Origin of the sequence: Rhizobium sp. 1399, from assembly GCF_031455475.1 — a bacterium.
Lineage (GTDB): Bacteria > Pseudomonadota > Alphaproteobacteria > Rhizobiales > Rhizobiaceae > Rhizobium.
In genome coordinates, this window is the sequence record NZ_JAVDSU010000001.1 from 895,613 (window position 1) to 920,472 (window position 24,860).

Below are 24,860 nucleotides of genomic sequence, written 5' to 3' on the forward strand. Positions count from 1 at the left end.
GGCTATTTTTTCCGTATCAGGGGCGGCAGGCGTCGCTTGACCGGCGAGGATTTGATCATCGAGGTATTGGTTTCCGCGCGCTCGGCGACCTTGTCGAGAATGTTGTCAAGCTCTCCCATGGAGCGGACGACGAGGCGGGCGATGAAACAATCGTCTCCAGTCACCTTATCACATTCGATGAATTCCGGCGTGTCCTGGATAATACGCTCGACGATGTGGAGCTGGCCGGGCAGCGGGCGCACCCGCACGATCGCCTGCAAGGGATAACCGATCGCCGCCGGATCAAGATCGATGGTGAAGAGCGTCACGACGCCGCGATCCTCGAGCCGACGCAGACGCTCTGCCGCGCTCGGCGAAGAAAGTCCTACAGCCTGGGCGAGCTCTTTTAGGGAAATACGCGAATTTCCTGCCAACGCCTCTATCATTGCGCGGTCAATATCGTCGACTGCCTGCATCTCGTTAGCCAACATGGCAAAAACTCCTAACAAGATTAGGTTTATCCAGCCTTTCCCTTTTTCAGCTTATAGAAAATGCTGCGATGCCGCAATACAATTTCCCGCTAACGAATGGAGATGGCGATGCAGAGTGACATCAGAAGAGGCACAGCAGAGATGACGGCAGCGATGCTGATCTCGGGAACGATCGGCTGGTTCGTCGTCATGTCAGGTCAGCCGGTCAGTGGCGTGGTCTTCTGGCGCTGCTTCTTCGGCGCACTGACCCTGCTTGTGGTTTGCACTGCGCTCGGCCTCCTGAGGCCCGGCATCATCAGCCTGCGGTCGCTCGCTATCGCTGTCTTCGGCGGCATAGCGATCGTCTCCAACTGGCTGCTGCTGTTCGCCTCCTATTCGCACGCCTCGATCTCGATCGCCACGACGGTTTACAACACCCAGCCCTTCATGCTGCTTGCGCTCGGCGCACTCTTTCTGGGGGAGAAGATCACAGGCACCAAGCTCTTCTGGCTCGGGCTTTCCTTTGCCGGCATGGCCGCTATCGTCGAGGCGAAGCCAAATACCGACGCCGTCTCCGGCAGCTACGGTCTCGGCATCCTGATGGCGTTGGGTGCCGCCTTCTTCTATGCACTTGCCGCGCTTGCCGCCAAATGGCTGAAAGGCACGCCGCCGCATCTGATCGCGCTGATCCAGGTTTCCACCGGCATCGTCATGCTGGCACCGATGACCGATTTTTCGAACCTTCCCGCCAATACCAGTTCCTGGATGATCCTGGTCGCTGTCGGCGTCGTCCACACCGGTCTCATGTATGTGCTGCTTTATGGCGCGATCCAGAAGCTGCCGACGCATCTGACAGGCGCTTTGTCTTTCATCTATCCGGTCGCCGCGATCCTGGTCGACCGCTTCGCTTTCGGCCACACATTGCAGCCGATGCAGATTGCCGGGGCGGCAGTTATTCTGCTCGCCGCCGCCGGCATGAATCTGGGCTGGTCGCCGGCGAGACTTATTCGCCTGCCGGCGGCCGGACGCTGAGCCATTACTTCGGCTTACTTGTTACTTCGCTTGGCGCGTCGTTTCGAACAGGAACCAGGTACGGCGCTCGCTCTGGTCGATCCAGTTTTCGATCAGGCTTGCGGTCGCGACATCGTTATGCTCGTCGCAGACTTCGTGCACTTGGCGCAGGATTGAAACGAGGTGAAGGTTGTCTTCGCGCAGCTCGGAGAGCATATCCTCGGGGGTGACGTAGTCAGCATCATTGTCCGGAATGCGCTGCTGGCGGGCGATCTGGCCGATCGAGCGCAGCGTCGTGCCGCCGATCTTGCGGGCGCGCTCGGCAACCTCGTCCGTCATATCGAAGATCTGTTCCGCCTGCTCATCGAGCATCAGGTGGTAATCGCGGAAGTGCGGGCCAGACATGTGCCAATGGAAGTTCTTGGTCTTCACATAAAGCGCAAACACATCGGCGAGCAGCGCGGTCAACGCGGCCGAAATATCGGTGATCGCGTTGGTCGGCAGGTCGGAAGGGGTCTTGAGCGGTGAACGTCTGCGGGCTTCGGCTGAGGTAGTCGACATGCATTCTCTCCTTGGTGATGAAAACCTTCTGCGCCGACAGCCTCGGGAAGCCGCGGCGGGCCGTGTCTGCGGCCGCTTGCAAGGGGAAAATAGCAAGGCAGGATCGCTTTCCAAGTAGATCATGGTTCAGCCGACCTATTCTTTATGGTTATGGACAGATCAGCGCCAGGCGATTGATGAGGCCTGCCTTGCGCGCCTATAGAGAGGCTGCGCAAGTCAGTGGATACGAAGATGGGCCTTACCGTCCTGATCGCCTATGCTGGAGCCTTGTTCATCGCCGCCGCAATTCCCGGCCCGGGGATCACGGCAATCGTGGCGCGTGCACTCGGTTCGAACTTCCGCGAGACCTTCTTCATGGGTCTCGGCCTCGTGCTCGGCGACATGACCTATCTCACCGCTGTCATCCTCGGTCTTGCCTTCGTGGCGCAGACCTTCACTGAGATCTTCCTCGTCATCAAGATCGCCGGTGCTCTCTATCTCGGATACATCGCCTGGAAGCTCTGGACTGCCGGCCTGCTGCCGCAGGATATCGCCGCGAAGAAATCCAGCAGTGCCGGCATGTCCTTCCTGTCCGGCCTGCTTGTGACACTCGGCAATCCGAAGACCATGTTGTTCTACGTGGCGCTGGTGCCGACCTTGATCGATCTCGGCAGCATCGGCATGCGCGAGTATCTCATCCTGCTCGCCGTCACTTTCGTGGTGCTTATGATCGTGCTCATCCCCTACATGATGCTTGCGTCGCGCGCCCGCACGATGCTGAAGCAGCCGCGTGCATTGCAGGCGCTGAACCGCGTCGCCGCAAGCATCCTGGCGGGCACGGCAGCCTTCATCGCCACGCGTGCAGCCTGAAATAAACATTCGGCAACGGACGGTTCTCAAAGGATTTTTTCTCCGGCTCAAGCGGCCGGCGGGTGAAGCCACTCTGGTCTCATCACCACTTTGACCCTATTCTCTCCACAGATTTCAGAATGGATTTCAAAGGGAGAGCACCATGTCGCACAAACCGGGCCGCGGCCGCATCTATTCCTCGATAACGGACACAATCGGCGACACGCCGCTCGTTCGCCTCAATAAACTCGCCAAGGAAAAGGGCGTGGTGGCCAACATCCTTGCCAAGCTGGAATTCTTTAACCCAATCGCCTCGGTGAAGGACCGTATCGGCGTTGCTATGATCGATAGCCTGGAAACGCAGGGCAAGATCTCGCCCGGCAAGACCGTGCTGATCGAGCCGACCTCGGGCAATACGGGTATCGCGCTCGCTTTCGCCGCCGCCGCCAAGGGTTACCGGCTGATCCTTACCATGCCGGAAACCATGTCCGTCGAGCGCCGCAAGATGCTGGCGCTGCTCGGCGCCGAGTTGGTGCTGACCGAAGGACCGAAGGGCATGAAGGGGGCGATCGCCAAGGCGGAGGAACTCGCCGCCTCGCTGCCCGACGCCGTCATCCCACAGCAGTTCGAAAACCCGGCCAACCCGGAGATCCACCGCCAAACGACCGCTGAAGAAATCTGGAACGATACAGATGGCACGGTCGATATCTTCGTTGCCGGCATCGGCACCGGCGGCACGATTACCGGCGTCGGCCAGGTACTGAAGAGCCGCAAGCCGGATATCCGGGTTGTGGCCGTCGAGCCGGCGGACTCGCCGGTACTGTCAGGCGGCACGCCCGGCCCGCACAAGATCCAAGGCATCGGCGCCGGCTTCGCCCCAAAGATCCTCGACACGAGCATCTATGACGAGGTCGTCACCGTGAGCAATGACGAGGCCTTCCAGCAGGCGCGGCTGGTCGCCAAGCTCGAAGGCGTGCCGGTCGGCATCTCCTCGGGTGCAGCATTGACGGCCGCTATCGAGGTCGGCCGCCGTCCGGAAAACGCCGGCAAGAACATCGTCGTCATCATTCCGTCCTTCGCGGAACGGTATCTTTCGACGGCATTGTTTGAAGGCCTTGGAAGCTGATCGAACCTTCCCGGGTTCTTCCTCTCACCCGGTACCTGGGGCGCTTCGGCGCCCCTTTTATCATGCCGCAGCGGTAAGCCTCTCGCCGGCAACACGGTAGGAAATCGCCTCCGCGAGATGAATGCGGCCGACCATTTCCTTGCCGTCGAGATCGGCAAGCGTGCGGGCGACCTTGAGGACTCGGTGGTAGCCACGCGCCGAAAACTTCATCTTGTCCGCGGCATCTCGCAACAGCTGCAATCCTGCGGCATCCGGCTCTGCGAATTTCTCGATCATTGCGGTCGAACATCCGGCATTGGTGGAAATACCCACAGCGCCTGCAGCAGCATAGCGTTCACGCTGGATGTCACGGGCACGCGCAACGCGCCGGGCAACATCGGCACTCGCTTCGGCTACCGTCGGCCGGATGAGATCGGCGGCGGAAACGGCCGGCACGTCGATGCGGATATCGATGCGGTCCATCAGCGGGCCGGAGATGCGGGCCTGATAATCCGTCATGCAGCGCGGTCCTCGGGCACAGGTGTGGCCGGGCTCGCCCGCCATGCCGCAGCGGCACGGGTTCATGGCCGCAATGAGCTGGATCCGCGCCGGATAGGAGACGCGGTGATTGGCACGCGCGATGACGCATTCGCCGCTTTCGAGCGGCTGACGCAGGGCATCAAGTACCTGTGGTGCGAATTCCGGGAATTCATCGAGGAAAAGCACGCCATGATGGGCAAGCGAGGCTTCGCCCGGCCGGGCACGCAGGCCACCGCCGATGAGGGCGGCCATCGTCGCCGAATGGTGCGGCGTGCGGTAGGGCCGGCGGTCGGAGAGCTTGCCGCCCGACAACTGGCCGGCGATAGAATGGATCATCGAGACTTCCAGCAATTCCGCAGCCGAAAGCGGCGGCAGGATGGAGGGCAGTCTCGAAGCCAGCATCGACTTGCCAGAGCCGGGCGGCCCGACCATCAGAAGGTTATGGCCGCCGGCAGCAGCCACCTCCAGCGCCCGCTTGGCGCTTTCCTGTCCCTTGATCTCGGCGAGATCAGGCAGATTGGCGGCATTCGGGCGAATGGACGGTTCCGGGCGCGAAAGGATCTGCGTGCCGCGGAAATGATTGGCGAGTGCGATCAGGCTGCGCGGCGCCAGAATGTCGACCCCAGACCCTGCCCATGCGGCTTCCGAGCCACTCTCGGCCGGGCAGATCAGGCCTTTTCCACTCGCGTTGGCACCGATTGCGGCCGGCAGAGCGCCAGCGATTGCGGCAATTGTACCGTCGAGATTGAGTTCGCCGACGACGACATAGTCGGACAAAGCATCCGCCGGGATGGCGCCGAGCGCAGCCATCAGGCCAAGTGCGATGGGGAGATCGAAATGACTGCCTTCTTTGGGAAGATCGGCGGGCGCAAGATTGACCGTCACACGCTTGGATGGCAGCGCTAGGCCGGAAGCGTGCAAGGCTGCCTGCACCCGCTCGCGACTTTCCGCCACCGCTTTGTCAGGAAGCCCGACGATCTGGATTCCCATTTTACCGGGAGCGACCATGACCTGGACCTCGACCGGCACACCTTCAATGCCCTGAAATGCAACCGTGCTGACGCGCGCGACCATGCCCCTGCCCCGTAACCCTGAACCCCAACCTATGAAGGCGGTCACAATCTGGCATGGAATCTGGAATAAAACAAGAACGATAAGCGAACGAATTCAGCTATCCGCTGCAATCAAATTGCAGCAGGTTGCAAAGCCGGAACGAAGGCGATCAAAGGCGGAACACTTGGAGCATTTCCGCTTTTCTTCGAAACACGAAAATTCTCTATCTCTTTGTTTTTACAAAAAAATCTCTGCTTAGTTTTGCCGCAATTCCGAACGCAAACCACTATGCACTTTTGCTGGTATTGCTTTAGCCGCGCTTGCGCTCGATCGCATCCCACAACAGGCTTGCGATATCGGCGCCACCGAACTTCTTCACTTCCCGGATGCCTGTCGGCGAGGTTACGTTGATCTCTGTCATATAATCGCCGATCACATCGATACCGACGAGCAGGAAGCCGCGTTCGCGCAGAGCCGGGCCGATGCGTTCGCAGATTTCCTTTTCGCGCGCCGTCAGTTCGGTCGGCTCGGCGCGGCCGCCGACATGCATGTTGGAGCGACTGTCATGCTCGGCCGGGACGCGATTGATGGCGCCGGCAAATTCGCCGTCGACGAGGATGATGCGCTTGTCGCCCTTGCGCACGTCAGGCAGGTACTGCTGAGCGATGAAAGGCTCGCGGAAGAGCTGGCCGAACATTTCGAGCAGCGAGGACAGGTTGCGATCGTCTTTGGTGGAATGGAAAACGCCGGCGCCGCCATTGCCGTAGAGCGGCTTCAGGATGATATCGCCCATCTCGTCGCGGAAGCGGCGGATCTCGCCCGGATCCTTGGTGATCAGGGTCTTCGGCATCAGGTCGGAAAATTCGGTGACGAAGATCTTTTCCGGTGAGTTGCGCACCCAGGCCGGATCATTGACGACGAGCGTCTTCGGATGGATGCGCTCCAGCAGATGCGTCGAGGTGATGTAGGACATGTCGAAAGGCGGGTCCTGGCGCAGCAGGACAACGTCCATGGTCGACAGGTCGATGCGCTCAGGGGCGCCGAGTTCATAGTGATCGCCCTTGACCTCGCGCAGCACCATCGGCTCGACGGCGGCAAAGAGCTTGTCATCGCGGAAGCTCAGGCGATCGGGCGTGTAATGGAAGAGCTTGTAGCCACGCGCCTGAGCCTCAATGCTCATGGCGAAGGTGGAATCGCCCGCGATATTGATGCCGGAGACATGGTCCATCTGGACCGCTACGTTCTTGATCTTGGCCATTTCCGTCCCTTGAGCTGATGCCGCCCAGATGTAGGTCGGTCAGGCATCAAACGCAACGGCAATCAATGGCTTCGCGCGCCTCCGCCGGCGCAATTTTCAGGCCGCGATGCCGGTGCCACCCCCGTTGCGCAAGAGGTTGCGCAGGCGATAGGCAATGGCGAGCGGCTTCGGGAAAGGCTTGCGCAGGAAGGCGACCTTGCGGACATAATTGTCGACCCGCCAGTTCGCCCAGGTGCCGCCGGCAAAGAAAGCGACGTCGCCCACTTGCAGCGTGCGTTCCAGACCATCTTCGGTGGTGACGTGCACCTCGCCTTCGAGGATCATGACCGTCTCGTCCCAGCCGAAACGCCAGCGGAATTCGCCTGATGTGCAATCCCAGATCGCCGTCAGCGATGCTTCGTCATGGCCGCGGGAATGTTCTGCCGTGCGCGCCTGCGGATTGCCGCTGATGACCCAGTCCGGATTGATCGGCGTCGACTTCAGCACCATGCGGTCGCTTGCCTGTGCGACGAACGATTTGCCGGCCGTCTTCAACGCGGCGTAAGGCACGGACCGCGCAGCCATGGCGACGGCGGTTGCAAGCATCATCTTCAAGGCCATGAATTACCCCCAGTTTGCTACCCCTAGCTGAGCCGTGGATAACAAAAGAATCGTAAAAGCCCGTTCAAGCAGACGCTAAAATTTTAACGAAAGCTTATTCGTCAGTTTTTAGCCGCCTGCGGAATTTAGCGAACCCCTAGAAAGCATCGGGGAAATGACGAGGCAGTTTTCCCGGCAATATCGCAACGATATCATAACGCTGTGAGAGCCGGGCATAGTCCCGCTGGCGGGCGAGCCAGAGATCGCTCGCAGCCCGGATGCGTTTTTGCGAGGCGTAGGACACGGCATCCACCGCGCCCATTTCGTCAGCGCGCGCCTTGACCTCGACAAAGACGGCCAGGTCTCCCTTGCGAGCGATAATATCGATCTCGCCGAGCTTCGTTTTGTAGCGCATGGCGAGGATGCGATAGCCTTTCAGCATCAGGAAAATGGCGGCAATATATTCTGCCGCCGAGCCGCGACGCAGCGCCTTTCTCCTGCGGAGCGTGGCTTCGCCGTCAGCCATTCGCCGCCTTCATGTCGAGAAGCTTCTGATAGAGCACCTTGCGCGGCAGGCCGGTCAAGCGGGCAGCTTCGGTCGCGGCCCCGGCGGTTGGCAGCGATTTTGAGAGATCGGCGAGAATGGCGTCGACATCCGCCGCGGTTGCCGGCTCGTCCTTCGGCGGGCCGATGACGAGAACGATCTCACCCTTCACATTGTCATGCTCTTCATAATAAGTGGCGAGCTCGGAGAGCGTGCCGCGGCGGAATTCCTCGTAGGTCTTGGTCAGTTCGCGGCAGACCGACGCCTCGCGTTCAGCACCGAGCATATCGGCAGCGGCCACCAGCGTTGCGCCGATGCGATGGGGCGATTCAAAGAAGATCAGTGTGGCCGGTGCGTTTGCGAATTCTGCGAGACGGTCGCGACGGGCCTTGTCCTTGGTCGGCAGGAAACCGGCAAATAGAAAAGCATCGTTCGGCAGCCCTGAGCCGACGAGGGCCGCAAGCGGTGCGGAAGCGCCGGGAATGGGAATGACGCGGTAACCTGCTTCGATCGCCTGCTGCGCCAGGCGATAGCCGGGATCGGAGACGAGCGGCGTGCCGGCATCGGAAACCAGCGCCACCGACTTGCCGGCTTCGAGCGCCTGCAGGAGCCGCGGCCCGGCCTCATCGGCATTGTGTTCATGATAGGCAAAGGGGCGGTTCTGAATGCCGTAGCGATCGAGCAGGACGCGGGTAACGCGTGTATCCTCGCAGGCGAGGACATCCGCACCGGCAAGCGTTTCCAGCGCCCGCAGCGTGATATCGCCGAGATTGCCGATCGGCGTTGCGACGAGATAGAGAGCCGGTTCGAGCGGGCGCGCCGGCACCGCGATATTGTGCAGGCGAAAGCCGCGCCGGGCGCCAGTTTCCGCTGTCGTCTCTTCCGTCATGTCATTCGCTTTCATTCCGCCGGCCTCTTCCCTTTATGGGCGAGCGGTGTGGCTTCGACAAGGGCCGCAATTTCTGTGAGCATTGCACTGCAAAACGGCATTTGCGGGCTTGCGGGCAGCCATGCCTCTTGCAATCGCCGGCAAAGTTCTGCCATTTTGCCCGTCCACTCCCCTCTCCCAAAAGGGGAAAGCAGTGACGCGGCGCTTCCGGGCGCCCGGACAATAAAGGTCGAAAGCGGTAGCATCCCATGCGTATTACTATTGAGCGGTCAAACCTTTTGAAGTCGCTGAACCACGTGCACCGCGTGGTCGAACGCCGCAACACGATCCCGATCCTGTCCAACGTGCTGCTGAAGGCCGATGGGCAGAGCCTCGACATGAAGGCGACCGACCTCGATCTGGAAATCACCGAAGCGACGCCTGCCAATGTCGAGCAGGCCGGCGCCACCACCGTTCCCGCCCATCTTCTTTACGACATCGTCCGCAAGCTTCCCGATGGCGCGGAAGTGCTGCTTGCCACCTCCCAGGATGGCGGCTCGATGACCGTTCAGTCCGGACGTTCGAAGTTCTCGCTGCAGTGCCTGCCGGAATCCGACTTCCCGGATCTGACCGCCGGCACCTTCACGCATTCCTTCAAGCTGAAGGCAAGCGATCTGAAGATGCTGATCGACCGCACGCAGTTTGCGATTTCGACCGAGGAAACCCGCTACTATCTGAACGGCATCTTCTTCCACACGATCGAGAGCAGCGGCGACCTGAAGCTGCGCGCCGTTGCGACCGACGGCCACCGTCTGGCCCGCGCGGATGTCGATGCCCCCTCCGGCTCGGAAGGCATGCCCGGCATCATCATTCCGCGCAAGACGGTTGGCGAATTGCAGAAGCTGGTCGATACGCCTGACGCGATCGTCACCGTCGAAGTTTCCGATGCCAAGATCCGGGTCACCCTCAGTTCCATCGTCATGACCTCGAAGCTGATCGACGGCACCTTCCCGGACTATCAGCGCGTCATCCCGACCAATAACGACAAGGAAATGCGTGTCGACTGCACGAGCTTCGCCCAGGCCGTCGACCGCGTTTCGACCATTTCATCCGAGCGCGGTCGCGCCGTGAAGCTCGCGCTCTCCGATGGTCAGCTTCTGCTCACCGTCAACAATCCGGATTCCGGCAGCGCGACGGAAGAAGTTGCCGTCGGCTACGACACCGATCCAATGGAAATCGGCTTCAATGCCAAGTACCTGCTCGACATCACCGCGCAGCTTTCCGGCGACGAGGCGATCTTCCTTCTGGCCGATGCGGGTTCGCCGACACTTGTGCGTGACACCGCCGGCGATGACGCGCTTTACGTGCTGATGCCGATGCGCGTTTAAACGCGCGTCGCTTTTGCAGTTGAAACTTTCCTGATCGCGACATCGCCTCTTGTTTTTGCTTCACCCTCCTGCAATTAAGGGAAAGTTGACCGGCAGGCATGGGAGGACGGCATGGCATTACGGCTCAAGGAACGGCTCGGCAGGAAGTTTGACGAGGAGATCCGCTTCTTCAAGGGCATGATGCAGGGGCCGAAGACCGTCGGCTCCATCGTTCCGACTTCCTCGATCACTGCCCGCAAGATGGCAAGCGTCGCAAATCCGCATTCGGACCTGCCCGTGCTTGAACTTGGTCCCGGCACCGGCGCCATCACCAAGGCGATCCTTGCCCATGGCGTGAAGCCGGAAAAGCTCGTCGCTATCGAATATTCGACGGACTTCTACGAACACCTTATGCGGCTTTACCCCGGCGTGAGCTTCATCAACGGCGATGCCTTCGATCTCGACAAAACGCTCGGCTCACTCAAGGATCAGGAATTCGATTCCGTTATTTCGGGTATACCGCTCCTGAACTTCCCCATGCAGGCGCGTATTGCGCTCTTGGAAAGCCTGCTCGACCGCATGCCGGCTGGTCGGCCGATGGTGCAGATCTCTTATGGCGCAGTTTCGCCGATCGTTGCCAATGCCGATCGCTACAGCATTCATCATTTTGATTTCATCGTGCGCAATATTCCTCCTGCTCAACTCTGGATCTATCGGCGCGGATAAATGTTTGGACTTTATATCACCCACCCTCAGGTCAAGATCGACCCGCAGGTTCCCGTTCCCAAGTGGGGTCTTTCCGAGATCGGCGCCGAACGCGCCCGCAAGGCTGCCTCGAGCGACTGGGCGAAGCGGCTGACCCGCATCGTCTCCAGCGATGAGACGAAGGCGATCGAGACGGCGGAAATCCTTGCTGCGGCCTCAGGCGTGAAAATCGAGATCGTGCATGGCATGCACGAGAACGACCGCTCCGCCACTGGTTTCCTGCCGCCCGACAAATTCGAGGAGGCGGCCAACTGGTTCTTCGCCCACCCGCTGGAGAGCTTCAGAGGCTGGGAGCGGGCCGCCGATGCGCAGGCCCGCATCGTCTCCGCCGTCGAGACCGTCCTATCCTCGCATGAGGCAAATGCGCCGATCGCCTTCGTCGGGCATGGTGGCGTCGGAACGCTGCTCAAGTGCCATCTGATGGGCGCACCGATTGCGCGTGATCGCGACCAGCCAGGCGGTGGTGGCAATCTCTATGCTTTCGGCCTTGCGGATCGGCGCTTATCATGCGACTGGACACCCATTGAAGACTGGCGGGGATGATTGAGATGGACGCACGCGAGCGGTTGATCGTCGGGCTTGATGTTCCAACGATTGGCGAAGCGGAAAAGATTGTTTCCACGCTCGGCGACGACATTCTCTTCTACAAGATCGGCTACCAGCTTGTCTTTGCCGGCGGGCTGGAATTTGCCCGCGATCTCGCTGCCAGCGGTAAGAAGATCTTCCTCGACATGAAACTGCTCGACATCGACAATACGGTCGCGTCCGGCGTCGAGAACATCGTCAAGATGGGCATGTCGATGCTGACGCTGCATGCCTATCCGAAAGCGATGAAGGCCGCCGTCGAAGCGGCCAAGGGCTCCAGCCTCTGTCTGCTTGGCGTTACGGTGCTGACCTCGATGGACGCCGATGACCTCGTCGAGGCCGGCTATCAGTACGATCCGAAAACATTGGTCGCGCGGCGTGCTGAACAGGCGCGCATTGCCGGGATGGGCGGTATCGTCTGCTCTGCCGAGGAGTCAGCCAGCGTCCGCGAGATTGTCGGACCTGACATGGCGATCGTCACCCCGGGCATCCGCCCGACAGGCGCCGAGAAGGGCGATCAGAAGCGGGTGATGACGCCTTCGGATGCACTGAGGGCCGGTTCCACCCATCTCGTCGTCGCCCGGCCGATCGTCAAGGCGCCGGAGCCGCGGGAAGCGGCTCGCGCAATCCTCAATGAAATGGTCGCCGCGCTCTGGCCGGCGAACCGCTGACACATCCGCTGAAGGGGAGATAAAAATGCCCAAGGGATACTGGATTGCTCGCGTCGATGTGCGCGACCTCGAGCGCTACAAGGATTACGTTGCAACCGCAAAGCCTGCCTTCGAGAAGTACGGCGCGAACTTCCTCGCCCGCGGCGGCGCGATCACCGAGCTTGAAGGCAAGGCGCGCGCCCGCAACGTCGTTATCGAATTTCCCTCGATGCAGCATGCCGTCGACTGCTATAATTCGCCGGAATACCAGGCCGCCGCAAAAATCCGCCATGAGGTGGCTGATGCGGAAATGGTCGTGGTCGAAGGTGTCTGAGCCAGTTTCGAACGGGTAAGAACTGCGGCGCGATGGCCCTTTTCGTCGCGTCGGTATTCGGCTAAGACGAAAACAATCACAGCATTCCAAAGCCTTTCGAGGAGCCTGCCATGACCCTTGCCAACCTGCCGCCGCTCGTTACCGTGTTCGGAGGGTCCGGCTTCATCGGCAGACATGTCGTGCGTGTGCTCGCCAAGCGCGGCTATCGCATCCGCGTTGCCGTGCGCCGCCCTGACCTTGCCGGCTTCCTGCAGCCGCTCGGCAATGTCGGCCAGATCTCTTTGGTCCAGGCCAACCTGCGCTACCGCAACTCGATCGACCGGGCTGTCGAGGGCGCCGACCATGTCATCAACTGCGTTGGTATTCTCTTCGAGAGCGGCCGCAACACCTTCGACGCCGTGCAGGAGTTCGGCGGTCGTGCTGTGGCGGAAGCCGCCCGCAATGCCGGCGCAACGTTGACCCACATTTCCGCCATTGGCGCCAACGCCGGTTCAAACTCAAACTACGGCCGTACCAAAGGCCGCGCGGAAGCCGCCATCCTGTCGATCAAGCCGGACGCGGTGATCTTCCGTCCGTCGGTCGTCTTCGGCCCGGAGGACAGCTTCTTCAACAAGTTCGCCGATATGGCGCGTACGTTCCCGCTCCTTCCGCTCGTCGGCGGCGGCAAGACGAAGTTCCAGCCCGTGTATGTCGAGGATGTCGCCGAGGCCGTTGCCCGTGCCGTCGACGGCAAGGTCGAAGGCGGCAAGATCTATGAGCTCGGCGGTCCTGAGGTCCTGACCTTCCGCGAATGTCTCGAAACCATACTCAAGGTTACGGTACGCAAGAATCGGCTCGTTTCCCTGCCCTTCAGCATCGCATCGCTGATCGGCAGCATCGCCTCGCTCGTGCCGTTCATCGCGCCGCCGATCACGCCGGACCAGGTCAAGCTTCTCAAGCACGACAACGTCGTTTCCAAGGAAGCCGAAGCCGAGGGCCGCACGCTGAAGGGCCTTGGCATCACGCCGACGATGGCGACTTCGGTGCTCGACTCCTACCTCGTGCAGTATCGTCCCCACGGCCAGTATACCGGCTCCGGCAAGGCTGCCTGATCAATCGATAGAAGACAATTCAAACGCCGTTCGCGAGCTTTCGCGGGCGGCGTTTTCCATTTTCGCGAGGCGCCAATCCGACGCAAGCCTGGCGTGTTACGCTGCATCTCATGTTGTGTGACGTTGCATAAAAGACGCATAGGAAATTTAGTGAAGTTAACACCAAATTTAGCAGGAACATTTATTGCTATTTGCTATTCCACTGACTAAACACCCCCGCGCGTCTCCAGACAGACTCAAGGCGCCTCGCAGGCGTGCGGCAATCACTGTGAAAGGCTATTTCTGATGGGTAAGTCAATCGCGCTTCTTTTTGCGTGTGCGGCGCTGGTAATCCTCGCAGGCTCCTTCATTGCGCCGGGCTCCGTCGCAGCGGTGAAGGGCGGTTGCTCGCCAGCCTACGGCGTCGATCCCTGCTCGACGGCCTCCATTACCCACTAAAAGAAAGCCGGTCCTTTCGAACCGGCTTTAATTTTATCCCGGTGCGAGCGACAAATATTCGATGGCTCGCTGGTTTAGCGACTCAGGCGATCATGCCGGTCATCGCCATGCCGAGCAGCACAATACCCAAAATGATGCGATAGATTGCGAAGACCGTAAAACGGTTGCTCCTGATGTAGGCCAGCAACCACTTGACGGCGATGAAAGCGACGATCGTCGAAACGACGAAGGCAATGCCGAGCGCTGTCCAATCCTCATTCGCCGCACCGCCATCCTCGAAAGTTTTCAGCAGCGAGAAGGCGCTTGCCGCGTACATGGTCGGAATGCCGACGAGGAAGGCGAATTCAGTTGCCGCTGCGCGGTTAGCCGTGCCGGCCAGCATGGCGACGAAGATCGTGGCACCCGAGCGGGACGTTCCGGGGAAGACGCCGGCAACGACCTGGGCAATGCCCACAAGAATGGCGACGAGCCAGGTGATGTGAGTGCTCGGCGGGCGGCGGGCGGCAGCCCATTCGGCAAAGATCATCCAGATACCGCCGATGATCAGCGCCCAGGCAACCGGCGTTGCGTTCTCAGGCAGTTCGAAACCGAGCTTCTTGACCAACAGTCCGAGAACCGCCGTTATCAGAAAGGCGACAATCAGCTTAAAGGCATAATCGCGGTTTTGCGGATCGCGCCAGCCAAGCAGCAGATCGAGCAGACGACGCCAGTAGATAATCGTAACGGCGAGGATCGCTCCTGCCTGAATGACGATGTTGAAGGTGTCGCTACGGGCGCCGAGCCACTGCTCCGCAATGATCAGATGGCCGGTGCTCGAAATCGGCAGGAACTCTGTGATCCCTTCTATAATGCCCAGAATTATAGAGTTTATGTAGTCCATAAAGTGTCTCCGGTTTGGGGTTCGGTCGGACTGGAATGGCGGTCAGGCTATATTGCACTGCACAATCATCATTCGCCAGAGCGGGAGGCAAGAAAAGGCGAGCGGGGAGTTGCGATCGTTCAGGCAGCCATGTTTTGTCCCTTGTCAGGCAGGTGTGACCCGATTCGCTTGTATTGAAGGGGCCAAGCTCCTATAGCTTCAACTAATGAGTCATGACTAGGGCGGTATAATCGGCGCGCCCCTGAACCCATGCACAACAATCAAAAGTCCGAGTATCGATGCCCACGCTTTATCATCATCCCATGTCGTCCGCGTCTCGCTTCGTCAGGCTCATTCTCGCGGAATATGGCTATCAGGCAGAGCTGATCGAAGAACAGACCTGGGAGAAACGCCGCGACTTCCTGGCGCTCAACCCGGCTGGCACGCTGCCCGTCTATGTGGACGACAGCATGCGTGCACTCTGCGGCGCGACGGTGATTTCGGAATATCTCGACGAGACGCATGGCGTGCTGAAGCGCGACCGCAGGCTGCTCGCCGAGGATCCGTTCCAGCGCGCGGAAATCCGTCGCCTGACGGAATGGTTCATGCAAAAGATGGAAAACGACGTCACCAAGCCGCTGGCGCGCGAGCGCGTCTACAAGCTGCAAATGACGGCCGACCAGGGCGGCGGCGCCCCGGATTCCAAGATGTTACGCACGGCACGCGCGAATATCCGCCAACACATGCGTTATCTCACCTGGCTCGCCGGCTCGCGCCAATGGCTCGCCGGCGAGCGGATGAGCTATGCCGATCTTGCCGCTGCAGCCTCGATCTCTATTCTCGATTATCTCGGCGAGATCGACTGGTCGGAATCGCCGCTCGCCAAGGACTGGTACCAGCGGCTGAAATCGCGCCCCTCCTTCCGTCCGCTGCTCACCGAGCGCGTGCGCGGTCTGACGCCGGTTTCCCATTACGCCGACCTGGATTTCTGACGAGGGCGTTTGATGCCCGAACCGAAAACCGAAGATATTAAGGAGCGGAAGCGCCGCGACAATTTGACCGCCTTCCTGAAGAGGGAATCGGCCGCTCTCGGCTTCGATCTCTGTCGTGTCACCCGTCCGGATTCGATCCCTGACGCAAAGCAGCGACTCGGCCAATTCATCGATGCCGGCCGGCATGGAACAATGGAATGGATGGCGGAAACGCGCGAGCGCCGCGGCGATCCACGCACGCTCTGGAGCGATGTGCGCTCTGTTGCCGTCTTCGGCCTCAATTACGGGCCGGACGAGGATCCTCGCGGCATTCTCGACAGGAAGGATAGGGCGGCAATCTCCGTCTACGCCCGCAACCGCGACTATCATGACGTCATGAAGGGCCGACTGAAAGAGATCGCCACGCGCTTCGCAGCCAAGGCTGGCGCAGACGTGAAGGTCTTCGTCGATACCGCACCCGTCATGGAAAAGCCGCTGGCCGCGGCGGCCGGTCTCGGCTGGCAGGGCAAACACACCAATCTCGTCAGCCGCGAGCATGGCTCCTGGCTTTTCCTCGGCTCGATTTTCACGACTGCCGATCTCAATATAGATGCCTCGGAGGCCGATCATTGCGGCTCCTGCCGCGCCTGCCTCGATGCCTGCCCGACCGCTGCCTTTCCTGCGCCCTACCAGATCGATGCGCGCCGCTGCATTTCGTATCTGACGATCGAGCATAAGGGGCCGATCGATCCCGAGTTCAGGCCGCTGATCGGCAACCGCATCTACGGCTGCGACGATTGTCTTGCCGCATGCCCCTGGAACAAGTTCGCAAACGAAGCGTCGGAAATGAAGCTGAAGGCGCGTGAGGATCTGAAGGAACCTTCGATCGTCTTCCTTTTGACCCTCGACGACCCAACCTTCCGTACGTTCTTCAGCGGTTCTCCGGTCAAGCGCATCGGGCGTGACCGCTTCATTCGTAATGTGCTGATCGCTGCCGGCAATTCCGGCGATCGTAGCCTGATCGAGCAATGTCGTGCGCTCGCCGCCGATGCCTCTCCCGTCGTGCGCGGCATGGCAGTTTGGGCACTGTCGCGGCTCATGGAGGCTGGTGAATTCGAAGCCTTTGCCGCACAAAGGGAAAATGAGTCGGACGAAGAAGTCCTCAACGAATGGCGACTGGCGGGGGTAAGCTGATGCATGTGATGATCTTTGGCTGCGGTTATTCCGGTACGGCGATCGCCAAAGCCTTTGGTGACAGCGGCATGCGCATCTCCGGGACGACCCGTTCGGAGGAAAAAGCGGAAGAGCTGCAGAGATCCGGGATCGAAGCCTTCATCTTCGACGGCGAAACCCTGAGCGACGATCTGCGTGCGGCGATGGCCGGCGTTACGCATCTCGTGCAGTCGATAGCTCCGCGCGATGCCGATCCGCTGCTTGCATTGCTCGGCAAAGACAGCACGGTGCTTCTGCCGAAGCTGCAATGGATCGGCTATCTCTCCACGGTCGGCGTCTATGGCGACCACAAAGGCTCCTGGGTGACCGAGGAAACCCCTTGTGTGCCGGTCTCCGGCCGCTCCAAGGAACGTCTGGACGCTGAGGACGCCTGGCTTGCGCTCGGACATGCCCGCGACGTACCGGCCGCAATATTGCGTCTTTCCGGCATTTACGGACCAGGACGCAACGCCTTCATTAATCTGGATCGCGGCACGGCGCGCCGCATCATCAAGAAGGACCAGGTCTTCAACCGCATCCGCGTGGAGGACATCGGCGCTTCCACCCGCTTTTTGTCAGAGCATGCGCTCGGTGGCATCTATAATGTCACCGACGACCAGCCCGGCCCGCCGCAGGATGTCATCGTCGAAGCCGCCCGCCTGATGGGCGTCGCACCGCCGCCAGAGCAATCTTTCGAGACGGCCGAGATGACGCCCATGGCCCGCTCCTTTTATGGAGAGAACAAGCGGGTTTCCAATGCCAAACTGAAGGCCACGGGCTTCCGTTTTGCCTTCCCGAACTATCCGATGTCGCTCGCCCAGCTCTGGCAAAATGAGGGGTGGCGGGGCTGACGATACCCTCCCATTCGGGTGAGAGGGCTATAATTCAAAAAGAGTAGAAATTTCCTACTTTCTTATTTTAGCGACGCGAATTTCGCTCCGCATTATGGTTAACGGCCTCTAAATTTGCGCAAATGTGGCAGCAAATATGGCGGTGTGAGCAAAAAATTTTTGTGACTTCCAGCGGCCATCAAATGTTTACCGTTTTCCCGAAAAAATCGTTCGGATTTTAGCTGATTTCATTAGGTTTTTTCCGCAACTCGTCAAAGCGGTGTCCTGCTACCGCAATGTTACCGGAATCACAAATGTTACAAGCTGTAACGTTCCGTGATCGCGATCGGCACTTTTTCGCCACTTTTCCCCGGATTGAAGCCCCACCGCCTGTGAAGGCGCAAGTTCAATAGTTGAGGGACAATCCGTTTTGAAGAAAATCTGCCGTTCTCTAATCACTACCGCAGCCATTGCAGCCTGCTCTTTCATCCTCCCGGCGGAAGGATTTGCTGCTAACGGATGTGGCGGTGCTTCGTGGTACGCACTTCGCTCCAAAACTGCTTCCGGGGAACGCATGAACCCGGCCATCTATACTGCCGCCCATCGCTCTCTGGCGTTCGGCACCAAGGTGAAGGTCACCAACCGCAACAACGGCCGCAGCGTCGTCGTTCGCATCAATGATCGTGGCCCGTTCATCCGCGGTCGCGTACTCGACCTGTCACGCGCTGCTGCCCAGAATATCGGCATGGTCTCTACAGGTACTGCGAAGGTTTGCTACGAAGTCATGAGCTGAGGCTACGTCCTCCGCAAAATCCCTGCGCCGGATGCGGCGCTTGCTCTTGCCGTCAATCGCGGGTAACCACGCGGTTGAGACTTGTAAACAATCTGCCCCGCCATCAGGCTTCCTGAGGCTCTTTCCGCGCGGATCGTTCACTAGCCAAGGCAACAGGAGAAGTTTGAATGCGTTTGGGCGGCCGCCTCGAAGGGGCGATTTCGGTTCTGGCTGATATCGATGCCCGTAAAAGGCCTGTCGCCGATGCGCTGAAGGACTGGGGCCTCGCTCACCGTTTCGCCGGTTCCGGCGACAGGGCGGCGATCGGCAACATTGTCTACGATGCGCTGCGCATGCGACTGTCCCATGCCTATCTGATGGACGACGACAGCGCCGTTGCCATTGCCCATGCCGTCATGTTCCGCCAATGGGGTTTCACGCCGGAAACGCTGGCCGCCGAACTTGCTGACGACAAGTTCGCGCCGACGCCGCTTTCGGCCGACGCACTCGCGGCCTTTACGAGCCGCTCTCTTTCCGACGCAGCCCCGCATGTTCAGGGCGATATTCCAGAATGGGTGCAATCCTCCTTCGAACAGGCTTTCGGCGGCGAATGGCTTTCCGAGGCCCAGGCGCTCGCTGGACGCCCGACGCTTGATCTGCGTGCCAATATCCTGAAGGCCACCCGCGAAAAGGCCGTCAAGGCGCTGGAACGCGCCGGCGCCAATGAGGCGAAGATCGCACGCTACGGCATCCGGATTCCCGCCGGCGAGGGTGCCTCACGTTTGCCCAACGTGACGGCCGAGCTTTCATTCCAGAAAGGCTGGTTTGAAGTTCAGGACGAGGGATCGCAGATCGTTGCGGATCTGGTTTTGCCTGGGGATGGCGAGCAGGTGCTGGATTATTGTGCCGGCGGCGGCGGCAAGACGCTCGCCATGGCGGCTGCGATGCATAACAAGGGCCAGGTCCATGCCTATGATGCCGACCGCAAGCGGCTTGCGCCGATCATCGAGCGGCTGAAGCGCGCCGGAACACGCAATGTCCAGGTCCATGACGATATCAGAGGCCTGACCAGCCTGCGCGACCGCTGCGATAAGGTGCTGGTCGACGCGCCCTGCACCGGCACAGGCACGTGGCGCCGGCGCCCGGATACGAAATGGCGACTGACGGCCAAGAACCTCGACGAGCGCACTGCCCAGCAGCAGGACGCGCTGACGCAGGCGCGCAGCTTCGTGCGCCCCGGCGGCGAACTGATCTACGTTACCTGCTCGGTGCTACCGCAGGAGAACGAAGAACAGGTGCGGCGCTTTGCCACCGACAACAGCGACTTCGAAATCGTCAGCGCCCTGCCCGCCTGGGACAGCCTGTTCGGCAAGGATGGGACGCGCCCACGCTCTTCCGACGGCAAGACGATCACGCTGACGCCGGCCTCGACGGATACGGACGGCTTCTTCTTCTGCCGCCTCAAAAGAACAGGCTGAGCCTTACGGCGACGGCGCCCGCAGCGGATATTGATGCCGCGGTGGGATGAAGTGATGCACGACGGCGATCGCGACCAGCAGGACGCCGCCGAACAGGACGACTGCAAAAAGCGTCAATCCGCCGAGATGCGAGCCGAGAGCAACAAGCGGCACGGCGCCTGCCGGCGGATGCGTGACCCTCAGCGCCAGCATGCCGGCGATTGCGATACCGACGGCGATTGCCGCGACCCACCAGAGACCCGGAAAGAAGAAAGCGGCTGCGGCACCGACCGCCGCAGCAAGAACGTAACCACCAATGACATTTGCCGGCTGGGCGAGCGGGCTCTTCGGCTGCCCAAAGATCAGCACTGCCGTTGCGCCGAAGGGCGCAATCAGCAGCGGAATGCCTGTCGTAACAGCAAGGATGCCGACCGAAACCATGCCGATGACGGCACCAATTCCGGACTTCAGATGCGCATGGAACGCGCCCTTCGGCTCGTGGCGATGAATGAAATGCCTGATGTGATGACGCATGAAGGCCGGTCGGATGAGGTGTTCAGGAGGATCGGATGAAGGATTAAGCAGGGTGCGCAATTAATAGCGCGTGTCTTGCTGAATTTTCAAGCAAATGCTTTTCAGATAGACAGGCTGCTTGCGGAAATCCATCCTTAAAACCATTCCAAACTAGAGTGTTTGACACCAGTTTGCTTTTGGGCGAAGAGACGAATGCCGGATTCAGACGGAAATCCGTCACAGGAGAGGATTATGAAGCTCAACCGCACATTCCGAGCAGCTGCGCTGGCGATTGCCCCCGCCGCCCTGCTCGCCCTTCCCGCGTATGCGGCAACCGACGCAGCCGCTGTCGTGAAGCATTACGCCGAGGTCGCGCATGCCAAGTATGAAGATTCGCTGACAACAGCCAAGGCGCTCGACGCGGCCATCGACGCGTTTCTGAAGTCGCCTGATGATGCGACGCTGAAGGCCGCCAGGGATGCCTGGATCAAGGCACGCGTTCCCTATCAGCAGACCGAAGTCTATCGTTTCGGCAACCCTGTTGTCGACGACTGGGAAGGCAAGGTCAACGCATGGCCGCTCGACGAAGGCCTGATCGACTACGTCGATCCCTCCTATGGTACGGAAAGCGACGAGAACTCCCTCTATGTCGCAAACGTCATCGCCAACAAGACGATCAAGATTGACGGCAAGGATGTCGACGCCTCCAAGCTGACGCCGGAATTCCTCTCCGGTACGCTTGCCGAGGCCGGCGGTATCGAAGCCAACGTCGCGACCGGCTACCACGCCATAGAATTCCTGCTCTGGGGCCAGGATCTGCATGGCACGGGACCAGGCGCCGGCGAGCGTCCTGCTACTGACTATGATCTCAAGAATTGCACGCACGGCAATTGCGACCGTCGCGCCGAATATCTGAAGTCGGCTTCCACGCTGCTTGTTTCCGACCTGCAGGAAATGACCGATGACTGGGCGCCGGGTGGCGAAGCGACGAAGCACGTCGAAGCCGATCCGAAGGCTGGCCTCGTCGCCATCCTGACGGGTATGGGTTCGCTCTCCTATGGTGAACTGGCCGGCGAGCGCATGAAGCTCGGCCTGCTGCTGCACGATCCGGAAGAGGAGCATGATTGCTTCTCGGACAATACCTACAATTCGCATCTGAACGACGCGATCGGCATCGCTGCTGCCTATACGGGCGAATATACCCGCGTCGACGGCACCAAGCTGACCGGCCCGTCACTGCACGACCTCGTTGCCGCCAAGGATAAAGCTCTGGACGCCGAGATGACCGGCAAGCTCAACAAGACGCTGGATGCCATGCACGCCATGGCCAAGCGCGGCGAGACGGTCGAGAAGTACGATCAGATGATCGGCGAGGGCAACAAGGAAGGCAACGCCGTCGTTCAGGCCGCCATCGACGGTCTCATCGACCAGACGAAGTCGGTCCAGCGCGTTATTGCCGCACTTGACCTCGGCACCGTCGAGCTTGAAGGTTCTGACAGCCTGGATAATCCTAACGCTGTCTTCAAATAAGCAAAAAGGCGGGCCGCTCCGAAACCGGAGTGGCCCGGACCCTTGAAATGTCGCATAACCCGGCCAGACGTCTTTTTGTCAGCGCAGCTTTCTGCGCTCTGCTCGCCGGACTTCCCGTCGCTATTGCCGGTAGTTTCGATCTTCCGACTGGACGTACCGATCTTTCCGATGCGGATTTGAAGCGCGTCGTCGATGTCACGCGGCCGACCGGCGATTTCACCAAGGCCGAACCCTACGAGGCGATGCAGGCGGGTGCGGCAACCTCTATCGATCCGGTCACCGAAGACAGTTTCTCGCACATCTCGGCCAATATCCCTTTCGAGGAAGAGCAGAATTTTCGGCTCGGCAATGCGCTCTTCCGCAAGCTCTGGGTTTCCGCGCCCTCCTCGACGCAGGCATCCGATGGGCTTGGTCCGCTCTTCAATGCCCGCTCCTGCATGAGTTGTCATGCCAATGACGGCCGCGGCAAGCCGCCTGAGAGAGGTCCGAGCGCTACCTCGATGGTCCTGCGCGTGGCCCGTGCGGCAAAGACACTTGAGGAAGAAAAAGCGATCGCCGACGCCGATGTCGTCAATTTCCCCGATCCTGTTTACGGCCACCAGCTTCAGGATCTCGCCGTTCCAGGACTTGCCGCCGAGGGCAAGGTCGCGGTCACCTACACCGAAGAGACGATCACGCTTGCCGGCGGCGAAACGGTGAAGCTGCGCAAGCCGGCCTATTCCGTCAGAGACCTCGCCTACGGCCCGCTCGACCCGGCGACAACGATCTCGGCGCGCGTCGCCCCGCCGATGATCGGCCTCGGGCTGATCGAAGCAATTTCCGAGGCCGATATTCTGGCCCATGCCGACCCTGATGATCTCGATCATGATGGCATTTCCGGTAGGGCCGCGATCGTGCGCGATCATCGCACCGGCCAGATCGCACTCGGCCGTTTCGGTTGGAAAGCGCAAAATGCCACAGTTCGAGACCAGAGTGCGGATGCCTTCTCCACCGATATCGGCATCTCGACGCCGGATGCGCCGAACGCTGATGGCGACTGCACCGCGGCCGAGACAAAGTGCCTCGCCATGCCTGATGGCGTGCAAAAACGGCTCGGCAATGAGGAGGCACCAGGACCGGTGCTCGATCTCGTTACCTTCTATTCCGAGAACCTCACCGTGCCGTCGCGCCGCAAAGCAAGTTTTGCCGGGACCCTGCGCGGCAAGCAGCTTTTCTACGAATCCGGCTGTATTTCCTGCCACGTGCCGAAGTTCGTCACCCGCCGCGATACGGCTGAGAAGGCCCAATCCTTCCAGCTCATCTGGCCCTATTCCGATTTCCTGCTGCACGACATGGGCGATGGCCTGGCCGACGGACAGCAAGTAGGACTGGCCGGCGGACGTGAATGGCGCACGCCGCCGCTATGGGGTATAGGACTGACCCGGACTGTCAGCGGACACAGCTTCTTCCTGCATGACGGCCGCGCCAGAAATCTCACCGAAGCAATTCTCTGGCATGGCGGCGAAGCTGAAAAAGCCCGTAGCGCATTCTCCTCGCTGTCAAAAGACGATAGAGAGGCCCTGATTACATTCCTGGAGTCACTTTGATGCGCCCCTGGCACACCCTGCTTTGCCTCGCTTTGACCGGCCTTGCCACATCGGCTGCCGCCCAGAGCGCCGCACCGCCCGCTTCGGGCCTCAACGAGGATGCTGTGCCTTCAGTCATGCAGCGCGCTGTCGACGAGGTCATCCGCCCCGGCTATCGCAATATGCAGCAATCATCCGCGCGCCTGACGACGGCCATGAACGATCTCTGCGCCTCCGGGACGCAGCAGACGCTCGACCGCGCCAAGTCAGCATTCGACGATGTGATCCGTTACTGGTCGACGATTGAGATCGTGCAGACCGGCCCGGTCATCCAAGACAATCTCTTCGAACACATCCTCTTCTATCCCGATCGCAAGGGCGTCGGCCTCAAGCAGGTTCAGGCGCTGATCGCCAAGGCCGATCCGAAGGACGCGACCGTCGATGCCATTGCCGGCAAGAGTGTGGCGCTGCAGGGCCTGACCGCACTCGAATATGTGCTATATGGCAACGGGTCCGACGACCTCATCAAGCAGAAGGGCGGCTTCCGCTGCCTCTACGGCCAGGCCGTCGCCGGTAATATCCAGCGCGAGGCCGGCGAGGTGGTCGCAGCCTGGGAGAAGCCTGACGGTGTGCAGGCGAGCTGGAAACATCCCGGCCCGCAGAGTGACGATTTCATGGACAACAAGGAAGCCGTCACCGCGCTGCTCGGCATCCTTGTCCACGGCGCCGAGAATGTCCGCGACCAGCGGCTGGAGCAGTTCTACAAGGGCAAGGATTCGCCCGCTCGCCCGCGCATGGCGATCTACTGGCGTTCGAAGAACACCTGGAAATCGATGGCCGCCAATCTCGAGGGCATCCGTACGCTCTGGCAGAAGGCCGGCATGGCGGAACTGCTGCCGCCGGAGAAGAAGGCGGTTGCCGATTCAATCGACGCTAAGCTGAAGACGATCATCGACGGCGTCTCGAAGCTGAACCCGGATATCGAAGTCGCGGTCAGCGATGCGGAAAGGACCAAGCTCGATACGTTGCTGACCGAAAGCCGCGATCTCATCACCACGATCAGCGATCAGTATGGAGCGGCAATCGGCCTTTCAGCCGGCTTCTCCTTCTCGGACGGAGACTGAG

Annotated in this window: 27 protein-coding genes; 18 read left to right on the forward strand and 9 right to left on the reverse strand. The window is 60.3% G+C overall.

Features of this window, described 5'->3' with window-relative positions; translation table 11 throughout:
• Window positions 1-2 precede the first annotated feature (2 nt).
• On the reverse strand, window positions 3-470 hold the full coding sequence (locus J2X71_RS04625) for an Lrp/AsnC family transcriptional regulator (RefSeq protein WP_007813484.1): 468 nt from the start codon (window positions 468-470) through the stop codon (window positions 3-5).
• A gap of 96 nt (window positions 471-566) precedes the next feature.
• Here J2X71_RS04625 and J2X71_RS04630 point away from each other — a divergent pair, with 96 nt between their 5' ends.
• Window positions 567-1,481 carry a DMT family transporter gene (locus tag J2X71_RS04630; RefSeq protein WP_310379545.1) on the forward strand — a complete coding sequence of 305 codons (915 nt, stop codon included), beginning with the start codon at window positions 567-569 and terminating at the stop codon, window positions 1,479-1,481.
• A 21-nt stretch (window positions 1,482-1,502) separates the two neighbouring features.
• Here J2X71_RS04630 and J2X71_RS04635 read toward each other — a convergent pair whose 3' ends face one another.
• A complete protein-coding gene (locus J2X71_RS04635) occupies window positions 1,503-2,021 on the reverse strand; it encodes a DNA starvation/stationary phase protection protein (RefSeq protein WP_310379547.1) in 519 nt (172 codons plus the stop codon).
• A gap of 231 nt (window positions 2,022-2,252) precedes the next feature.
• Between J2X71_RS04635 and J2X71_RS04640 the strand changes: the two genes are divergently transcribed.
• Window positions 2,253-2,870 (forward strand): LysE family translocator, encoded by a 618-nt coding sequence (locus J2X71_RS04640; RefSeq protein ID WP_310379549.1) that lies wholly within the window; start codon window positions 2,253-2,255, stop codon window positions 2,868-2,870.
• 142 nt (window positions 2,871-3,012) lie between these two features.
• Complete coding sequence (cysK, locus tag J2X71_RS04645) at window positions 3,013-3,975, forward strand: cysteine synthase A (protein ID WP_310379551.1); 963 nt, start codon at window positions 3,013-3,015, stop codon at window positions 3,973-3,975.
• A gap of 60 nt (window positions 3,976-4,035) precedes the next feature.
• Here cysK and J2X71_RS04650 read toward each other — a convergent pair whose 3' ends face one another.
• From J2X71_RS04650 to rsmI, 5 genes are all read right to left on the reverse strand, one after another.
• A complete protein-coding gene (locus J2X71_RS04650) occupies window positions 4,036-5,568 on the reverse strand; it encodes a YifB family Mg chelatase-like AAA ATPase (RefSeq protein WP_113324400.1) in 1,533 nt (510 codons plus the stop codon).
• Window positions 5,569-5,857: 289 nt separating this feature from the next.
• Window positions 5,858-6,805, reverse strand: a complete 948-nt coding sequence (gshB, locus tag J2X71_RS04655) for a glutathione synthase (RefSeq protein WP_310379553.1) — start codon at window positions 6,803-6,805, stop codon at window positions 5,858-5,860.
• Between the two features lie 96 nt (window positions 6,806-6,901).
• Window positions 6,902-7,405 carry a cupin domain-containing protein gene (locus J2X71_RS04660; RefSeq protein ID WP_113324397.1) on the reverse strand — a complete coding sequence of 168 codons (504 nt, stop codon included), beginning with the start codon at window positions 7,403-7,405 and terminating at the stop codon, window positions 6,902-6,904.
• Between the two features lie 136 nt (window positions 7,406-7,541).
• Entirely contained in the window at window positions 7,542-7,910 is a 369-nt protein-coding gene (locus J2X71_RS04665) for a YraN family protein (protein ID WP_113324396.1), read from the reverse strand.
• Entirely contained in the window at window positions 7,903-8,817 is a 915-nt protein-coding gene (gene rsmI, locus J2X71_RS04670; protein WP_113324412.1) for a 16S rRNA (cytidine(1402)-2'-O)-methyltransferase, read from the reverse strand. The genes J2X71_RS04665 and rsmI overlap by 8 nt, the downstream gene beginning before the upstream one ends.
• A gap of 248 nt (window positions 8,818-9,065) precedes the next feature.
• Between rsmI and dnaN the strand changes: the two genes are divergently transcribed.
• The 7 genes from dnaN to J2X71_RS04705 all read left to right on the forward strand — a co-directional run bounded on the left by dnaN (window position 9,066) and on the right by J2X71_RS04705 (window position 14,026).
• A complete protein-coding gene (dnaN, locus tag J2X71_RS04675) occupies window positions 9,066-10,184 on the forward strand; it encodes a DNA polymerase III subunit beta (RefSeq protein ID WP_113324395.1) in 1,119 nt (372 codons plus the stop codon).
• Between the two features lie 111 nt (window positions 10,185-10,295).
• Entirely contained in the window at window positions 10,296-10,889 is a 594-nt protein-coding gene (gene pmtA, locus J2X71_RS04680; RefSeq protein WP_310379558.1) for a phospholipid N-methyltransferase PmtA, read from the forward strand.
• A complete protein-coding gene (locus J2X71_RS04685; RefSeq protein ID WP_310379560.1) occupies window positions 10,890-11,471 on the forward strand; it encodes a histidine phosphatase family protein in 582 nt (193 codons plus the stop codon).
• A gap of 5 nt (window positions 11,472-11,476) precedes the next feature.
• On the forward strand, window positions 11,477-12,184 hold the full coding sequence (gene pyrF, locus J2X71_RS04690; RefSeq protein ID WP_310379562.1) for an orotidine-5'-phosphate decarboxylase: 708 nt from the start codon (window positions 11,477-11,479) through the stop codon (window positions 12,182-12,184).
• A 25-nt stretch (window positions 12,185-12,209) separates the two neighbouring features.
• Window positions 12,210-12,497, forward strand: a complete 288-nt coding sequence (locus J2X71_RS04695) for a DUF1330 domain-containing protein (RefSeq protein WP_007813455.1) — start codon at window positions 12,210-12,212, stop codon at window positions 12,495-12,497.
• A 110-nt stretch (window positions 12,498-12,607) separates the two neighbouring features.
• On the forward strand, window positions 12,608-13,588 hold the full coding sequence (locus J2X71_RS04700; RefSeq protein ID WP_310379564.1) for a complex I NDUFA9 subunit family protein: 981 nt from the start codon (window positions 12,608-12,610) through the stop codon (window positions 13,586-13,588).
• A 285-nt stretch (window positions 13,589-13,873) separates the two neighbouring features.
• Window positions 13,874-14,026, forward strand: a complete 153-nt coding sequence (locus J2X71_RS04705; RefSeq protein ID WP_165911864.1) for a hypothetical protein — start codon at window positions 13,874-13,876, stop codon at window positions 14,024-14,026.
• Between the two features lie 82 nt (window positions 14,027-14,108).
• Here the strand turns inward: J2X71_RS04705 and J2X71_RS04710 are convergent, their stop codons facing one another.
• Complete coding sequence (locus tag J2X71_RS04710; protein ID WP_310379569.1) at window positions 14,109-14,906, reverse strand: undecaprenyl-diphosphate phosphatase; 798 nt, start codon at window positions 14,904-14,906, stop codon at window positions 14,109-14,111.
• 278 nt (window positions 14,907-15,184) lie between these two features.
• Between J2X71_RS04710 and J2X71_RS04715 the strand changes: the two genes are divergently transcribed.
• The 5 genes from J2X71_RS04715 to J2X71_RS04735 all read left to right on the forward strand — a co-directional run bounded on the left by J2X71_RS04715 (window position 15,185) and on the right by J2X71_RS04735 (window position 20,148).
• Window positions 15,185-15,877: a glutathione S-transferase family protein gene (locus J2X71_RS04715; protein WP_192728435.1), complete on the forward strand. Its 693-nt coding sequence runs from the start codon at window positions 15,185-15,187 to the stop codon at window positions 15,875-15,877.
• Window positions 15,878-15,889: 12 nt separating this feature from the next.
• Entirely contained in the window at window positions 15,890-17,050 is a 1,161-nt protein-coding gene (gene queG / locus J2X71_RS04720; protein ID WP_310379572.1) for a tRNA epoxyqueuosine(34) reductase QueG, read from the forward strand.
• Complete coding sequence (locus J2X71_RS04725; protein WP_310380070.1) at window positions 17,050-17,919, forward strand: SDR family oxidoreductase; 870 nt, start codon at window positions 17,050-17,052, stop codon at window positions 17,917-17,919. The genes queG and J2X71_RS04725 overlap by 1 nt, the downstream gene beginning before the upstream one ends.
• Window positions 17,920-18,328: 409 nt before the next feature.
• Window positions 18,329-18,691 (forward strand): septal ring lytic transglycosylase RlpA family protein, encoded by a 363-nt coding sequence (locus J2X71_RS04730; RefSeq protein ID WP_037070615.1) that lies wholly within the window; start codon window positions 18,329-18,331, stop codon window positions 18,689-18,691.
• A 167-nt stretch (window positions 18,692-18,858) separates the two neighbouring features.
• On the forward strand, window positions 18,859-20,148 hold the full coding sequence (locus J2X71_RS04735; protein WP_310379575.1) for an RsmB/NOP family class I SAM-dependent RNA methyltransferase: 1,290 nt from the start codon (window positions 18,859-18,861) through the stop codon (window positions 20,146-20,148).
• A gap of 3 nt (window positions 20,149-20,151) precedes the next feature.
• On the opposite strand, the gene J2X71_RS04740 is transcribed toward J2X71_RS04735, so the two are convergent.
• Window positions 20,152-20,661, reverse strand: coding sequence for an HPP family protein (locus tag J2X71_RS04740; protein WP_113321750.1), 510 nt, complete (start codon window positions 20,659-20,661; stop codon window positions 20,152-20,154).
• Window positions 20,662-20,892: 231 nt separating this feature from the next.
• On the opposite strand from J2X71_RS04740, the gene J2X71_RS04745 reads away from it, so the two are divergent.
• The 3 genes from J2X71_RS04745 to J2X71_RS04755 are packed head-to-tail and all read left to right on the forward strand — an operon-like array spanning window position 20,893 to window position 24,859.
• A complete protein-coding gene (locus J2X71_RS04745) occupies window positions 20,893-22,170 on the forward strand; it encodes an imelysin family protein (RefSeq protein ID WP_310379577.1) in 1,278 nt (425 codons plus the stop codon).
• A 47-nt stretch (window positions 22,171-22,217) separates the two neighbouring features.
• Window positions 22,218-23,756, forward strand: coding sequence for a di-heme oxidoredictase family protein (locus J2X71_RS04750; protein WP_310379579.1), 1,539 nt, complete (start codon window positions 22,218-22,220; stop codon window positions 23,754-23,756).
• On the forward strand, window positions 23,756-24,859 hold the full coding sequence (locus J2X71_RS04755; protein ID WP_310379581.1) for an imelysin family protein: 1,104 nt from the start codon (window positions 23,756-23,758) through the stop codon (window positions 24,857-24,859). Before J2X71_RS04750 ends, J2X71_RS04755 begins: the two co-directional genes overlap by 1 nt.
• The last annotated feature ends 1 nt before the right edge of the window (window position 24,860 follow it).

Bases quoted from the DNA above. Each gene is read 5' to 3' on its own strand.
- J2X71_RS04735 (WP_310379575.1), top strand. From the start codon at position 18,859: ATGCGTTTGGGCGGCCGCCTCGAAGGGGCGATTTCGGTTCTGGCTGAT.
- pmtA (WP_310379558.1), top strand. From the start codon at position 10,296: ATGGCATTACGGCTCAAGGAACGGCTCGGCAGGAAGTTTGACGAGGAG.
- J2X71_RS04750 (WP_310379579.1), top strand. From the start codon at position 22,218: ATGTCGCATAACCCGGCCAGACGTCTTTTTGTCAGCGCAGCTTTCTGC.
- J2X71_RS04725 (WP_310380070.1), top strand. From the start codon at position 17,050: ATGCATGTGATGATCTTTGGCTGCGGTTATTCCGGTACGGCGATCGCC.
- J2X71_RS04705 (WP_165911864.1), top strand. From the start codon at position 13,874: ATGGGTAAGTCAATCGCGCTTCTTTTTGCGTGTGCGGCGCTGGTAATC.
- J2X71_RS04710 (WP_310379569.1), bottom strand. From the start codon at position 14,906: ATGGACTACATAAACTCTATAATTCTGGGCATTATAGAAGGGATCACA.
- J2X71_RS04660 (WP_113324397.1), bottom strand. From the start codon at position 7,405: ATGGCCTTGAAGATGATGCTTGCAACCGCCGTCGCCATGGCTGCGCGG.
- J2X71_RS04635 (WP_310379547.1), bottom strand. From the start codon at position 2,021: ATGTCGACTACCTCAGCCGAAGCCCGCAGACGTTCACCGCTCAAGACC.
- J2X71_RS04740 (WP_113321750.1), bottom strand. From the start codon at position 20,661: ATGCGTCATCACATCAGGCATTTCATTCATCGCCACGAGCCGAAGGGC.
- J2X71_RS04700 (WP_310379564.1), top strand. From the start codon at position 12,608: ATGACCCTTGCCAACCTGCCGCCGCTCGTTACCGTGTTCGGAGGGTCC.
- J2X71_RS04715 (WP_192728435.1), top strand. From the start codon at position 15,185: ATGCCCACGCTTTATCATCATCCCATGTCGTCCGCGTCTCGCTTCGTC.
- gshB (WP_310379553.1), bottom strand. From the start codon at position 6,805: ATGGCCAAGATCAAGAACGTAGCGGTCCAGATGGACCATGTCTCCGGC.
- queG (WP_310379572.1), top strand. From the start codon at position 15,890: ATGCCCGAACCGAAAACCGAAGATATTAAGGAGCGGAAGCGCCGCGAC.
- J2X71_RS04665 (WP_113324396.1), bottom strand. From the start codon at position 7,910: ATGGCTGACGGCGAAGCCACGCTCCGCAGGAGAAAGGCGCTGCGTCGC.
- J2X71_RS04625 (WP_007813484.1), bottom strand. From the start codon at position 470: ATGTTGGCTAACGAGATGCAGGCAGTCGACGATATTGACCGCGCAATG.
- J2X71_RS04745 (WP_310379577.1), top strand. From the start codon at position 20,893: ATGAAGCTCAACCGCACATTCCGAGCAGCTGCGCTGGCGATTGCCCCC.
- pyrF (WP_310379562.1), top strand. From the start codon at position 11,477: ATGGACGCACGCGAGCGGTTGATCGTCGGGCTTGATGTTCCAACGATT.
- dnaN (WP_113324395.1), top strand. From the start codon at position 9,066: ATGCGTATTACTATTGAGCGGTCAAACCTTTTGAAGTCGCTGAACCAC.
- rsmI (WP_113324412.1), bottom strand. From the start codon at position 8,817: ATGACGGAAGAGACGACAGCGGAAACTGGCGCCCGGCGCGGCTTTCGC.
- cysK (WP_310379551.1), top strand. From the start codon at position 3,013: ATGTCGCACAAACCGGGCCGCGGCCGCATCTATTCCTCGATAACGGAC.
- J2X71_RS04630 (WP_310379545.1), top strand. From the start codon at position 567: ATGGAGATGGCGATGCAGAGTGACATCAGAAGAGGCACAGCAGAGATG.
- J2X71_RS04685 (WP_310379560.1), top strand. From the start codon at position 10,890: ATGTTTGGACTTTATATCACCCACCCTCAGGTCAAGATCGACCCGCAG.
- J2X71_RS04650 (WP_113324400.1), bottom strand. From the start codon at position 5,568: ATGGTCGCGCGCGTCAGCACGGTTGCATTTCAGGGCATTGAAGGTGTG.
- J2X71_RS04755 (WP_310379581.1), top strand. From the start codon at position 23,756: ATGCGCCCCTGGCACACCCTGCTTTGCCTCGCTTTGACCGGCCTTGCC.
- J2X71_RS04695 (WP_007813455.1), top strand. From the start codon at position 12,210: ATGCCCAAGGGATACTGGATTGCTCGCGTCGATGTGCGCGACCTCGAG.
- J2X71_RS04640 (WP_310379549.1), top strand. From the start codon at position 2,253: ATGGGCCTTACCGTCCTGATCGCCTATGCTGGAGCCTTGTTCATCGCC.